Origin of the sequence: Arsenicicoccus sp. UBA2120, from assembly GCF_002330965.1 — a bacterium.
GTDB classification, from domain to species: Bacteria; Actinomycetota; Actinomycetes; order Actinomycetales; family Dermatophilaceae; genus Arsenicicoccus; species Arsenicicoccus bolidensis.
Genome location: NZ_DCYC01000049.1, coordinates 28,892 through 40,986 on the forward strand (window position 1 = coordinate 28,892; position 12,095 = coordinate 40,986).

10 protein-coding genes and 1 tRNA gene are annotated in these 12,095 nt (G+C 71.7%); 7 read left to right on the forward strand and 4 right to left on the reverse strand.

Annotation, left to right across the window (positions count from 1 at the left end):
* Positions 1-480 precede the first annotated feature (480 nt).
* The 6 genes from B2P18_RS06980 to B2P18_RS07005 are packed head-to-tail and all read left to right on the forward strand — an operon-like array spanning position 481 to position 5,836.
* A complete protein-coding gene (locus B2P18_RS06980; RefSeq protein ID WP_286957507.1) occupies positions 481-2,166 on the forward strand; it encodes a nitrite/sulfite reductase in 1,686 nt (561 codons plus the stop codon).
* Positions 2,163-2,351 (forward strand): hypothetical protein, encoded by a 189-nt coding sequence (locus B2P18_RS06985; protein ID WP_019285290.1) that lies wholly within the window; start codon positions 2,163-2,165, stop codon positions 2,349-2,351. Before B2P18_RS06980 ends, B2P18_RS06985 begins: the two co-directional genes overlap by 4 nt.
* Complete coding sequence (locus tag B2P18_RS06990) at positions 2,348-3,055, forward strand: phosphoadenylyl-sulfate reductase (protein ID WP_019285289.1); 708 nt, start codon at positions 2,348-2,350, stop codon at positions 3,053-3,055. Before B2P18_RS06985 ends, B2P18_RS06990 begins: the two co-directional genes overlap by 4 nt.
* Positions 3,052-3,585: an adenylyl-sulfate kinase gene (gene cysC / locus B2P18_RS06995; RefSeq protein WP_286957514.1), complete on the forward strand. Its 534-nt coding sequence runs from the start codon at positions 3,052-3,054 to the stop codon at positions 3,583-3,585. The genes B2P18_RS06990 and cysC overlap by 4 nt, the downstream gene beginning before the upstream one ends.
* Positions 3,582-4,502 (forward strand): sulfate adenylyltransferase subunit CysD, encoded by a 921-nt coding sequence (cysD, locus tag B2P18_RS07000; protein WP_239261616.1) that lies wholly within the window; start codon positions 3,582-3,584, stop codon positions 4,500-4,502. Before cysC ends, cysD begins: the two co-directional genes overlap by 4 nt.
* Positions 4,502-5,836: a sulfate adenylyltransferase subunit 1 gene (locus tag B2P18_RS07005; protein ID WP_239261614.1), complete on the forward strand. Its 1,335-nt coding sequence runs from the start codon at positions 4,502-4,504 to the stop codon at positions 5,834-5,836. Before cysD ends, B2P18_RS07005 begins: the two co-directional genes overlap by 1 nt.
* Before the next feature lie 219 nt (positions 5,837-6,055).
* Here B2P18_RS07005 and B2P18_RS07010 read toward each other — a convergent pair whose 3' ends face one another.
* From B2P18_RS07010 to B2P18_RS07020, 3 genes are all read right to left on the reverse strand, one after another.
* Positions 6,056-7,921, reverse strand: a complete 1,866-nt coding sequence (locus B2P18_RS07010) for an acyl-CoA dehydrogenase (RefSeq protein WP_029210105.1) — start codon at positions 7,919-7,921, stop codon at positions 6,056-6,058.
* Positions 7,922-8,075: 154 nt separating this feature from the next.
* Positions 8,076-10,565: a putative bifunctional diguanylate cyclase/phosphodiesterase gene (locus tag B2P18_RS07015; protein ID WP_286957521.1), complete on the reverse strand. Its 2,490-nt coding sequence runs from the start codon at positions 10,563-10,565 to the stop codon at positions 8,076-8,078.
* Positions 10,566-10,742: 177 nt separating this feature from the next.
* Positions 10,743-10,816 (reverse strand) — tRNA-Gly (locus B2P18_RS07020).
* A 138-nt stretch (positions 10,817-10,954) separates the two neighbouring features.
* Here B2P18_RS07020 and dcd point away from each other — a divergent pair.
* Positions 10,955-11,533, forward strand: coding sequence for a dCTP deaminase (gene dcd / locus B2P18_RS07025; RefSeq protein WP_239261610.1), 579 nt, complete (start codon positions 10,955-10,957; stop codon positions 11,531-11,533).
* 46 nt (positions 11,534-11,579) lie between these two features.
* Here dcd and B2P18_RS07030 read toward each other — a convergent pair whose 3' ends face one another.
* Complete coding sequence (locus B2P18_RS07030) at positions 11,580-11,990, reverse strand: universal stress protein (RefSeq protein WP_286957526.1); 411 nt, start codon at positions 11,988-11,990, stop codon at positions 11,580-11,582.
* Between the last annotated feature and the right edge of the window lie 105 nt (positions 11,991-12,095).

Genomic DNA, 12,095 nt, shown 5'->3' on the forward strand with positions numbered 1-12,095 from the left:
TTGCGGGTTGCGGGTTGCGGGCTGGGGGCTGGGGGCTGCGGGCTGCGGGTTGCGGGCTGCGGGTTGCGGGATGGGGGGTGCGGGATTGCGACACGGTAGCCGAGGCGCCTGTCGCGCGGCGGAGGACCCGCTGGGCGCCTCCCCCTCTCGCATAATGAGAAATTATCGGTGAGGGACGGTCTCGTTATGCATCGCGGTTCCCGCTGTGGCATGGTCGTGTCATGGCCAGCACCGAGTTCCACGCCGTGACGCGACGTCACGTCGACCTGTGCCGGCTGGGTGCGACGAGCTGTCGCGGTCGCTGAGCGCATCTCTCCACGCCCCACGAGATGCCCCACGACCGACCCACGGCGGCCCGACGCGGGCGCCCGCCACCCCCCCCACGCACGACGACCCTCACCCGGGTCGTCCCCGCACCGCCGGACCCCCGGCCCGCCCCGCGACGACCCGCCTCGGCATACCGCCCGGAGAGGACCCCAGATGACGACCACCACCACGCGTGCCGGTCGGCCCCGCGCCGGCGGGGACAACGAGGGCCAGTGGGCCCTCGGGCACCGCGAGCCCCTCAACCACAACGAGGAGTTCAAGGCCGCCGAGGATCCGCTGGCCGTGCGCGAGCGCATCGAGCAGACCTATGCCCGTGAGGGTTTCGCGTCCATCCCGTCGGACGACCTGCGCGGTCGCTTCCGCTGGTGGGGGCTCTACACCCAGCGCCGTCCCGGCATCGACGGCGGCCGCACCGCGACGCTCGAGCCGCACGAGCTCGACGACGAGTACTTCATGATGCGCATCCGCGTCGACGGCCAGGCGCTCACGCTGCCGCAGCTGCGGGCCATCGCCGACGTGTCCGAGCGCTACGGGCGCGGCACCGCGGACGTCACCGACCGGCAGAACATCCAGCTGCACTGGGTCCGCATCGAGGACGTCCCCGCGATCTGGAACGCCCTCGAGGAGGTCGGGCTGTCGACGACCGAGGCGTGCGGCGACGTGCCCCGCGCCATCCTCGGCTCGCCCGTCGCCGGCATCGCCGCGGCGGAGCTCGTCGACCCGACGCCCGCGATCCTCGAGATCAAGCGCCGCTACATCGGCAACCCCGAGCTGTCCAACCTGCCGCGCAAGTTCAAGACCGCGATCTCCTGGCAGTGGGACACCGTGCCGGAGATCAACGACGTGTCCTTCGTCGGCGTGGTGCACCCCGAGCACGGCCCGGGCTTCGACCTGCTCGTCGGCGGCGGCCTGTCCACCAGCGCCCACTTCGCCCAGCGCCTCGGCGCCTGGGTCCCCCTGGACGAGATCCCCGAGGTGTGGGAGGGCGTCTGCGCGATCTTCCGCGACTACGGCTACCGCCGCCTGCGCAACCGCGCCCGCCTGAAGTACCTCATGGCCGACTGGGGCGCCGAGCGCTTCCGCGAGGTCCTCGAGGGGGAGTACCTCCACCGCGCGCTCGTCGACGGCCCCGCGGCCGAGGCGCCCCGCGAGCCGATCGACCACGTGGGCATCCACGAGCAGAAGGACGGCCGCGTCTACGTCGGCGTCACCCCAACCGTCGGTCGCGTCCGCGGCACCACCCTGCGCGGTCTCGCCGACGCCGTCGAGCGGCACGGCGGCGGGCGCATCGCCTTCACCCCGCTGCAGAAGGTCGTCGTCCTCGACGTCGACCCCGCGCAGGCCGAGGCCCTGGTCACCGACCTGGACGCGCTGGGCCTGCCCGCCCGCCCGAGCGCCTGGCGCCGCGGCACCATGGCCTGCACCGGCATCGAGTTCTGCAAGCTCGCGATCGTCGACACCAAGGACCGCGCCACCTCGCTGGTGGAGGACCTCGAGGTGCGCCTGGCGGACATCGAGCCCGAGCTCGGCCAGCCGGTCGGGATCAGCCTCAACGGCTGCCCCAACTCGTGCGCCCGGATCCAGACCTCCGACATCGGCCTCAAGGGCCAGATCGTGCGCGACGCCGACGGCAACCGCGTCCCCGGCTACCAGGTCCACCTCGGTGGCCAGCTCGGTGCCGAGGCCGGCTTCGGCCGCAAGATCCGTGGCCACAAGGTCACCGAGAACGACCTCGGCGACTACGTCGAGCGCGTCGTGCGGCGGTACGTCGCCGACCGCCAGGACGACGAGACCTTCGCCCAGTGGACGATCCGCGTGGACGACGAGGCCCTGTCGTGAGTGCGGGCTCGCACGTCCCCGGGGCGGACGGCGCCCAGCGGGCGGCCGTCATGCACTGCCCCTACTGCGCCGAGGAGGACCTGCGCCCCGTCGAGGAGCCCCGCGGCGCCTGGCGGTGCCTGGACTGCACGCGCGTCTTCGTCGTCCGGTTCGTCGGTCTGTCGCACGAAGGAGTCGTCTCATGAGCGTCACCACCCTGCGCTCCGAGCAGGAGCTGCGCGAGCTGGTCGAGCGCGACGCCGCCCACCTCGAGACCCTCTCCGCCCACGACGTGGTCGCCTGGGCCGCGGGTGAGTTCGGGGAGAGCTGGGCCGTCGCCGGGTCGATGCAGGACGGCGTCCTGGGGCACCTGGTCGACCAGGTGGCGCCGGGTACCCGGCTGTACTTCCTGGACACCGGCTACCACTTCCCCGAGACCCTGGCGACCCGCGACGAGACCGTGCGCCGCACGCGGCTGGACGTCATCACGCTGACGCCCGCCCAGACCGTCCCCGAGCAGGACGCGGAGCATGGCGTCGCCCTGCACGACCGCGACCCCGACCTGTGCTGCGCCCTGCGCAAGACCCATCCCCTCGACGACGCCCTCGGCGAGCTCGAGGCCTGGGCCACCGGCGTGCGCCGCGTCCAGTCGCCGACCCGCCGCGACACCCCGGTGATCGGCTTCGACGAGCGCCGGCTCATCGTCAAGGTCGCGCCGCTGGCATCCTGGTCCGACCAGGACGTCGCGGAGTACGCCGAGCGCCACGACGTCGTCCGCAACCCGCTGCTCGACCAGGGCTACCCCTCGATCGGGTGCGCCCCCTGCACCCGACGGGTCGCCCCCGGCGAGGACGCCCGCGCCGGCCGCTGGAGCGGCACCGCCAAGATCGAGTGCGGGATCCAGCTGTGAGTGGCGCGACGGTCTGGCTGACCGGCCTCTCGGGCGCCGGGAAGTCCACGATCGCCGAGGCGCTCGCGAGCGACCTGCGCGCCGACGGCCGACGCGTCGAGGTGCTGGACGGCGACGAGATCCGCACCAACCTGTCTGCGGGACTAGGCTTCTCGCGCGAGGACCGGGACACGCACGTGCAGCGTGTGGCCTATGTCGCGCGGCTGCTCGCCCGCAACGGTGTCGTCGCGCTCGTGCCGGTGATCGCGCCGTATGCCGACACGCGCGCCGCGGTCCGCGCCGACCACGAGGCGGCGGGTGTGACCTATCTCGAGGCCCACGTCGCGACCCCCGTGGACGAGTGCGCGCGCCGCGACGTCAAGGGGCTCTACGCCGCCGCCGCCCGTGGCGAGGTCACCACCCTCACGGGTGTCAGCGACCCCTACGAGCCGCCGGTGGCTCCCGACATACGGCTGGACACGACCGACCAGGAGCTGACGGAGAGCGTCTCCGCCCTCCGGACCCTGCTCAAGGACAAGGGGCTGCGATGACGACCACCCTGACCACGACGCCGCGGACGCTGACGACGCTGGACTCCCTCGAGGCCGAGGGCATCCAGATCATCCGCGAGGTGGTGGCCGAGTTCGACCGGCCCGCCCTGCTGTTCAGCGGCGGCAAGGACTCCGCGGTGCTCCTGCACCTGGCGCTCAAGGCGCTCGCGCCGGCTCCGCTGCCGATCACGCTGCTGCACGTCGACACGGGGCACAACTTCCCCGAGGTCATCGAGTTCCGCGACCGCATCGTCGCCGAGCACGGGCTGCAGCTGGTCGTGGCGCACGTCGAGGAGTGGATCGCCGACGGCCGCCTGACCGAGCGCCCCGACGGCACCCGCAACCCGCTGCAGACCATCCCGCTGCTCGACTCCATCAACGCCGAGAAGTTCGACGCCGTCCTCGGCGGGGCGCGCCGCGACGAGGACCGCGCCCGCGCCAAGGAACGCGTCTTCTCGATCCGCGACGCCTTCGGCGGCTGGGACCCGCGCACGCAGCGCCCCGAGCTGTGGCAGATCTACAACGGGCGCCACGCGCCGGGCGAGCACACCCGCGTCTTCCCGCTGTCCAACTGGACCGAGCTCGACGTGTGGCACTACATCGAGCGCGAGGGCGTCGAGCTCCCGTCGATCTACTACGCGCACGACCGCGACGTCTACGCCCGCGACGGGATGTGGATGACGAGCGGCCCGTGGGGCGGGCCCCGCGAGGGCGAGACGGTCGAGCGCCGCACCGTGCGCTACCGCACCGTCGGGGACGGATCGTGCACGGGCGCCGTGGAGTCCACGGCCGTCTCGATCGCCGACGTGATCGCCGAGGTGTCGATCAGCCGGCTCACCGAGCGTGGCGCGACCCGCGCCGACGACCGCCTCTCCGAGGCCGCCATGGAGGACCGCAAGCGAGAGGGCTACTTCTGATGGGCACGAGCACGTATGACGCGACCGGGGTCATCGACGAGATCTCGGCCACGCGTCGCCAGCTGCGGCTGGTCGTCGCGGGGTCGGTCGACGACGGCAAGTCCACCCTGGTCGGCCGGCTGCTCCACGACACCAAGTCGATCCTCGCCGACACCTACGACGCCATCGAGGCCGCGAGCCGCCGTCGCGGCTCGGAGCAGGTCGACCTGGCGCTGCTGACCGACGGTCTGCGCTCCGAGCGCGAGCAGGGCATCACCATCGACGTGGCCTACCGCTACTTCACGACGCCGCGGCGCAGCTTCGTGCTGGCCGACACCCCGGGTCACACGCAGTACACCCGCAACACCGTCACCGGCGCCTCCACCGCGGACGCCGCGCTGGTGCTGGTCGACGTCCGCAACGGCGTCCTGCCGCAGACCCGGCGACACCTCGCCGTCATGGCCCTCCTCGGGGTGCCGCACGTCGTGGTGGCGCTCAACAAGATGGACGCGATCGCCTGGGACCAGGGGAGGTTCGAGGAGGTGGCCCGCGAGGTCGCCGACATCGCCACCCGCCTCGGTCTCGGCGACGTCCGCATCGTGCCGATCTCGGCGCTCACGGGCGAGGGGGTCGTGAGCACCGAGCCGGTCGGCTCCGAGGGGGTCGCCCGCTGGTATGCCGGGCCGCCGCTGCTCACCCTGCTGGAGGACCTCGACGACGCGGCGGCCGAGATCGACCGCCCCCTGCGCCTGCCCGTGCAGCTGGTGATCCGTCCGCGGACCGCCGAGCACCCGGACTACCGCGGGCTTGGCGGGCGGATCGCGTCCGGCCGGGTCGCCGTCGGTGACGAGATCACCGTGACGCCAGGCGGACTCACGAGCGTCGTGACGGGCATCGACACCCCGGCCGGCTCCGTGCAGGTCGCCGGCGCCGGAGAGTCGGTGACCGTGCGGCTGCGCGACGAGCTGGACGTGGGGCGCGGCTCCGTGCTGTCCACGGTCGCGTCGAGGCCCCGTGCGGTGCAAGAGATCTCGGGCACGGTGTGCTGGCTCGACGAGCGCCCGGCGTCCGCCGGGCAGCGGGTCCTGGTCAAGGCCGGCACCCGCACCACCCGCGGCATCCTGACGACCGTCGGCGACCACTGGGACGTCGACTCGCTCACGTGGGTCGCGCCGGGAGCCCCGGTGCAGCTCAACGACATCGCGCGGGTCGAGCTGCGGCTGGCCGAGCCCGTCGCGGTCGACGACTACCTCGACGACCGGGCCACCGGTGCCTTCCTGGTGATCGACCCGGCATCGGGCGCGACCCTGGCGGCCGGTCTCGTGGGCGCCGCCCTGCAGCCCCACCGCGGCTAGGCACATCGACCCGCCTTCGTCACACCTACCTCAGGTAGTCACACTCGCCTGGCGTGCCAACCCCGGCGAGTGTGACTACCTGAGGTAGGTCCGAGTGTTGGGGCGCTCTGCCGACTCTGAGGCGGCGCGCGATCCAGGCCCTGTATGCCGAGCCGCCCGCCGCCTCGCGAGGACTCGCGAGGCGGCGGGCGGTCTTTCACGCCATACGGGAGCGTCGGCTCAGAAGGCCGCCTCGGGCACGTCCATGATCGACAGGTCCGTCATCTGCGCGATGACCATCTGCGAGCGCAGCTGCGGCAGCACGGTCTTGGCGAAGAACGAGGCCGCCGCCACCTTGCCGGTGTAGAAATCCTGGTCCTTGCCGGACGCGCCGGCGTCGAGCGCCGCCTGGGCGACCTCGGCCTGACGCAGGAGCAGCCAGCCGACGACCAGGTCGCCCGCCGCGAGCAGCAGGCGCGAGGTGTTGAGGCCGACCTTGTAGACGTTGCGGACGTCGCCGTCCTTGCGCGGGTCGGAGTCCATCAGCTCGCCGGCCATGTAGCCGAGGATGCCCTGGACGGACTCGAGCGCCTTGCCGAGCTGCACGCGCTCCTCGGCCAGCGCCTCGGGGCCGTTCTCGGCGAACGCCTGGATCTCCTCGGCGACCTTGGCCAGGGCGGTGCCCTTGTCACGGATGATCTTGCGGAAGAAGAAGTCCTGGCCCTGGATCGCGGTGGTGCCCTCGTAGAGGGTGTCGATCTTGGCGTCGCGGACGTACTGCTCGATCGGGTAGTCCTGCAGGAAGCCCGAGCCGCCGATGGTCTGCAGGGACTCGGTGCCCAGCAGCACCCAGGCGCGCTCGGATCCGACGCCCTTGACGATGGGCAGGAGCAGGTCGTTGACCTTCATGGCCAGGCGTGCGGCGTCGTCGCCCTCGGGGAGCTCCGCGCCGGGGTCGCCGCCCTGGGCCATCGCGAGGGTGTCCTGCTGCGTGGCGGTGTAGATCACGAGGGCGCGCAGGCCCTCGGAGTAGGCCTTCTGCAGCATGAGCGAGCGGCGCACGTCGGGGTGGCGGGTGATGGTGACGCGCGGGGCGTCCTTGGCCGGGTTGGTCATGTCGGAGCCCTGCACGCGCTCCTTGGCGTACTCCAGCGCGTTGAGGTAGCCGGTCGACAGGGTCGCGATGGCCTTGGTACCGACGAACATGCGGGCGTTCTCGATGACCTTGAACATCTGGGCGATGCCGTCGTGCACGTCGCCGAGCAGGGTGCCGACGGCCGGGGTGCCGTTCTGGCCGAAGGTGACCTCGCAGGTCGTGGACACCTTGAGGCCCATCTTGTGCTCGACGTTCGTGACGTAGGCGCCGTTGCGCTCGCCCAGCTCACCGGTCTCGAGGTCGACCTGGAACTTGGGGACGATGAAAAGCGACAGGCCCTTGGTGCCGGGGCCGGCGCCCTCGGGCCGGGCGAGGACGAAGTGGACGACGTTGTCAACCATGTCGGACTCGGCGGAGGTGATGAAGCGCTTGACCCCGTCGATGCTCCAGGTGCCGTCGCCGTTGTCGGTGGCCTTGGTGCGGCCGGCGCCGACGTCGGACCCGGCGTCGGGCTCGGTCAGCACCATCGTGCAGTGCCAGCCCTTGTCGACGATGTGCTTGGCGAGCTTCTTCTGCTCGTCATTGCCCAGGTAGTAGAGGAGGTTCGCGAACGAGTAGCCCGCGGCGAACATGTGGACGGCGGGGTTGGAGCCGCAGACGAGCTCGGCGAGCGACCAGCGCAGCGACGGCGGGACGACCATGCCGCCGAGCTCGGCGGGGACGTCGAGGTTGCCCCACTCGGCGTCGATGTAGGCCTTGTACGACTGCTTGAACGACTCGGGCATGGTCACCGAGTAGGTCGACGGGTCGTAGACGGGCGGGTTGCGGTCGGAGTCGATGAGGCTGTCGGCCAGCTCGTTCTCGGCGAGGCGGGCGACCTCGTGCAGGATCTCCTTGGCGGTGTCGGTGTCGACGTCCTCGTAGAGCCCCTGCCCCAGGACCTCCTGGCGCCCGAAGACCTCGAAGAGGTTGAACTCGATGTCTCGGACGTTGCTCTTGTAGTGCCCCATCAGGGGGTCCCCTTCCGTGACGTCCTGCCTGTCAGGTGGTGCGGTGGTGCGGCAGGTATGACGTGCCCGCGCGGCTCACGGGTCGTCCCATGATGCTACTGGCGAGTAGGCGCTCGCAAGGAACTCGCGGAACACGTGATGACGGCCACGCCCGTCACAGGTCCAGCACCACGCCGCCGGCGAGCTGCTCGGCGAGCGGCAGGATCTGTCCGGCAGGCAGCGATCGGGCGTAGAGGTAGCCCTGGGCGGCGGTGATGCCGAGCATCCGGGCGCGGGCCTCCTGGGCGCGGGTCTCGATGCCCTCGGCGGTGATGGTCAGCCCGAGCTCCCGCCCGAGCCGCGAGACGGCGGCGACCACGGCCTCGTCGCCGCCGGACTCGCCGAGCCCCTGGACGAAGGTCCGGTCGATCTTGAGGATGTCGAGGGGGAGCGAGCGCAGGTTGGCCAGGCCGGAGTAGCCCGTGCCGAAGTCGTCGATGGCGACCCGGATGCCGAGGGTGCGGAGCTCCTCCAGCGTGGCCACCGTCTCCTCGGTCTGCTCGAGCACGACGGTCTCGGTGATCTCCAGGATCAGCAGCTCGGGCGGGAGCCCGGACTCGTCGAGGACGCGGTGCACGGTGCCGGCGAAGCCCGGGGCGACGAGCTGGTGGACGCTGATGTTGACCGCCACCGTGAGGGGGTTCCCGAGGCGGAACCACTGCAGGGCCTGGTCGACCGCCTGCTCCAGGACCCAGGTGCCGATGGAGATGATCGACCCGAACTCCTCGGCGAGCCGGATGACCTCCTCGATGCCGATGAAGTCGCCCTCGGGGTCGGTCCAGCGCAGCAGCGCCTCCACGCCCGTCACCTGCTCGGCCCGGAGGTTGACGATCGGCTGGTAGAGCACCGTCCACCGGTCCGGCCCCGGCGGTCGGGCCAGGCGGCGGCGCAGGTCCCGGGTCCGGGCGAACTGCGCGAGCATCGTCGGCTCGAAGGACCGGACGGTGCCCGGTCCCTCGCGGGTGGCCTGGCGCAGGGCGAGCTCGGCGTTGCGCACCAGCTCGAGGCCCGTGTGCCCGCCGATGCACAGGCCGCCGCTGGTGCGCAGCGTGATGTCGGGGATCAGGTCCGGGCGGTTGACGGCGTCGACGATGCGCTGCGCCTCGGCCAGGGCCTGCGCGCCGTCCGTGCCCTGCCGCAGCAGGACGGCGAACCGCTGGTCGCTGAACCGGGCGAGGGAGTCGCCGGTGCGGATCGTCGCGCGCATGGTGCGGGCGACGGTGCGGAGCAGCTCCTCGCGGGCGTCGTCGCCCACGGTGTTGTCGGCGAGGCCGGCGGTCGCGAGGTCGACGAGCAGCAGGGAGATCTCGCCGGTGGCGGACTCGTAGAGCCGGTGCCGGACGGCCCGGTCGAGGCTGGTCCGGTTGGGTAGGCCGGTGACGACGTCGTGGTAGGTCACGTGCTGCAGCCGCGACTGCAGGCCGACCCGCTCGGAGACGTCCCGGACGGCCACGAGGTAGCCCCGGGCGAGGGGAGTGATGACGGACTCCACGTGCACGACCGCGGCGCTGGTGGTGGTGAGGGCCGACTCGAGCCGCAGCGTGGACTGCATCCGCGCGTTGGGGGCGTAGGTCAGGTGGGCCAGCACCTCCGGCGACACGTCGGGGAGCACGTCGCTGATGTGCTGCCCCGCGAGGTCGCTCTCGCGCAGGCCGAGGATGGTGCTGAGCGCCTGGGAGGCGAAGATGACCCGGCCGGTGCGGTCGAGCTCGATGATGATGTCACGCGTCTCGCTGACGAGCAGCCGCATGTGGCGCTCCTGCTCCTGCACCGAGCTCGCCAGCTGGCGGGAGTGGTGCCCCTCGTGCAGGTGCAGGGCGACGAGCAGGAAGAGGATGAAGCAGAGGGCGCGCACCGTCCCGGCGTCGATCCCGAGCGAGCCCACCGAGAGCATGAGGGCCGCCCCCACGAGCAGGCTGAGGCCGCTGACGACGAAGAGGTCGCGGTGCGGGTCGTGCAGCGTGTGGGCGAGGGGCACGGCGGGGCGCCGGGAGACCAGCATCGCCGACCACGTCAGCAGCCCGCACTGCAGGATCCACAGGCTCTGGGACACGGCCCAGGCGTCCCCGCCCGGCAGGAGATAGGTCAGCAGGTCGCCGACGGTGGAGGCCAGCACCGACACCCCGACCACGGTCTGGATCCCGCGCGCCCGCCCGCGGTGCGCCGGCACGACCAGCAGCCAGCTGATGATAGCGGCCGCGATCCCACCGACGAGGCCGATGACGACCAGGGCGGGCTGCAGCCCCGGTCCGAGGGCGAACCCGCTGAGCCAGCGCTGGGGGTCGAAGTGCCAGACGGCGGTCCACAGGCAAGTGGTGAGCAGCGTGGCGTGGATCATCGTGGTGGTGAGCCTGCGGGCCGAGTCCCCGGCGAAGCACTCCACGGCGTGCAGGATCAGGCAGGTGGCCACGGCATATATCACCGAGGGCGTGAGCCCGAGGCCCGGACCGACCGCGACGTAGAGGAGGTTGGCGACCCCGTTGAGCGCCATCGCCGCGGCGAAGAGCAACCACCCGGCGCGGTCCAGGCCACGACTGCGCAGGCCGGCGACGGCGGCGGCCGCCGAGGCGACCAGCGCGGAGATCCAGAGCAGGGGAGCTCCCATGCCAGGCCAGACGAGGGAGGCCACCGCCGGGAGGAGGGCCAGGGGTACGCCGAGTGCTGCGGCGACCCCAGTCCGTGAATGCATAGGGCCATATTGGAGCATCTGCCACGCGGAATCCACGCGAACCCACAGATCAGGGGCAGTTGCGAAGGGGCCAACCGGCACGAGCCGGACAAATGGAGCGGGTGACGAGAATCGAACTCGCACTGGCAGCTTGGGAAGCTGCTGTTCTGCCATTGAACTACACCCGCGACCAGCACCTGCGTGCTGACGTGGGAGCCAGCATACCCAAACTCTCAAGCGTTCCCGCCACCGAACCGCCCGACCACCGTCACCGCTCTCGGGTCGTCGTCGGCCGCGGCGGGGCCTGGAGCGGTAGCGTGACCGTCGTGCTGCTCTCCGACCGCGACATCCGGGCCCAGATCGACCAGGGCCGCGTGGTCCTGGACCCCTACGACCCGGAGATGGTGCAGCCGTCGAGCGTGGACGTGCGCCTCGACCGCTACTTCCGGTTGTTCGACAACCACAAGTACCCCGTGATCGACCCCGCGCAGGACCAGCCGGAGCTCACCCGGCTCGTCGAGGTCGAGTCCGGCGAGGGCTTCGTCCTGCACCCGGGGGAGTTCGTCCTCGGGTCGACCCTCGAGGCGGTCACGCTGCCGGACGACCTGGCCGCGCGCGTGGAGGGCAAGTCCTCGCTCGGCCGCCTCGGGCTCCTTACCCACGCCACCGCCGGCTTCGTGGACCCCGGGTTCTCCGGTCACGTGACGCTGGAGCTGTCCAACGTGGCGACCCTGCCGATCGTCCTCTGGCCGGGCATGAAGGTCGGCCAGCTCTGCTTCATGCGGCTCACCTCGGCCTCCGAGCACCCCTACGGCAGCGCGGTCTACGGCTCGCACTACCAGGGGCAGCGGGGCCCGACGGCCAGCCGCTCGTTCCACAACTTCCACCGCTCCGACCTGACCTGAGGCTGACCTGAGGCTCCCTGCCCCGAGAGTCTCGGACCGACCCGGGTCAGGCGAACGCCGGCGCCTCGTGATCGGCCCGGACGGCCAGCACCGCGCACGACGCGTCGAGCAGTACCTGCTTGGTGGTGTCGCTGACGATGCGCTTCTGCACGTGAGAGCGGTCGGTGACGCCGATGTCGACGAGCGTGACGTCGACCTCCTCCACCGCGGTGAGGATCTCGTCGGCGCCGCTCAGCCCGTGCGGCCCCTCGTGCCACCGCCAGGTCACCCCTGCCCCGTCGAGCTGCTCCTCGACCTCCCGCACGGCGTCGTCGTCGAGCTCGGCGGGGGTGTCGTGCCAGTCCCGCGCCGCGTTCACGACCAGGACGTCGCAGCCCGTCGCGCGGGCCTCGGCGACGCAGTGGCGCAGGGCGGCACGACCCGGCTCGGTCGGCGCGTAGGCAAGGCAGATGGTCATGGGTCCTCCGTCGGCAGGTGGGGAGACGGCCTCGGGACACGATAGATGGCGCTCAGGATCCTCGCCGCCCTGCCCAAGGGGACAGTTGTGAGCTGGGGGCTCAGT

Coding starts and splice junctions, on each gene's coding strand:
- B2P18_RS06990 (WP_019285289.1), top strand. CDS start 2,348: ATGAGCGTCACCACCCTGCGCTCCGAGCAGGAGCTGCGCGAGCTGGTC.
- cysD (WP_239261616.1), top strand. CDS start 3,582: ATGACGACCACCCTGACCACGACGCCGCGGACGCTGACGACGCTGGAC.
- B2P18_RS07010 (WP_029210105.1), bottom strand. CDS start 7,921: ATGGGGCACTACAAGAGCAACGTCCGAGACATCGAGTTCAACCTCTTC.
- B2P18_RS06980 (WP_286957507.1), top strand. CDS start 481: ATGACGACCACCACCACGCGTGCCGGTCGGCCCCGCGCCGGCGGGGAC.
- B2P18_RS07015 (WP_286957521.1), bottom strand. CDS start 10,565: ATGGGAGCTCCCCTGCTCTGGATCTCCGCGCTGGTCGCCTCGGCGGCC.
- B2P18_RS07030 (WP_286957526.1), bottom strand. CDS start 11,990: ATGACCATCTGCCTTGCCTACGCGCCGACCGAGCCGGGTCGTGCCGCC.
- B2P18_RS07005 (WP_239261614.1), top strand. CDS start 4,502: ATGGGCACGAGCACGTATGACGCGACCGGGGTCATCGACGAGATCTCG.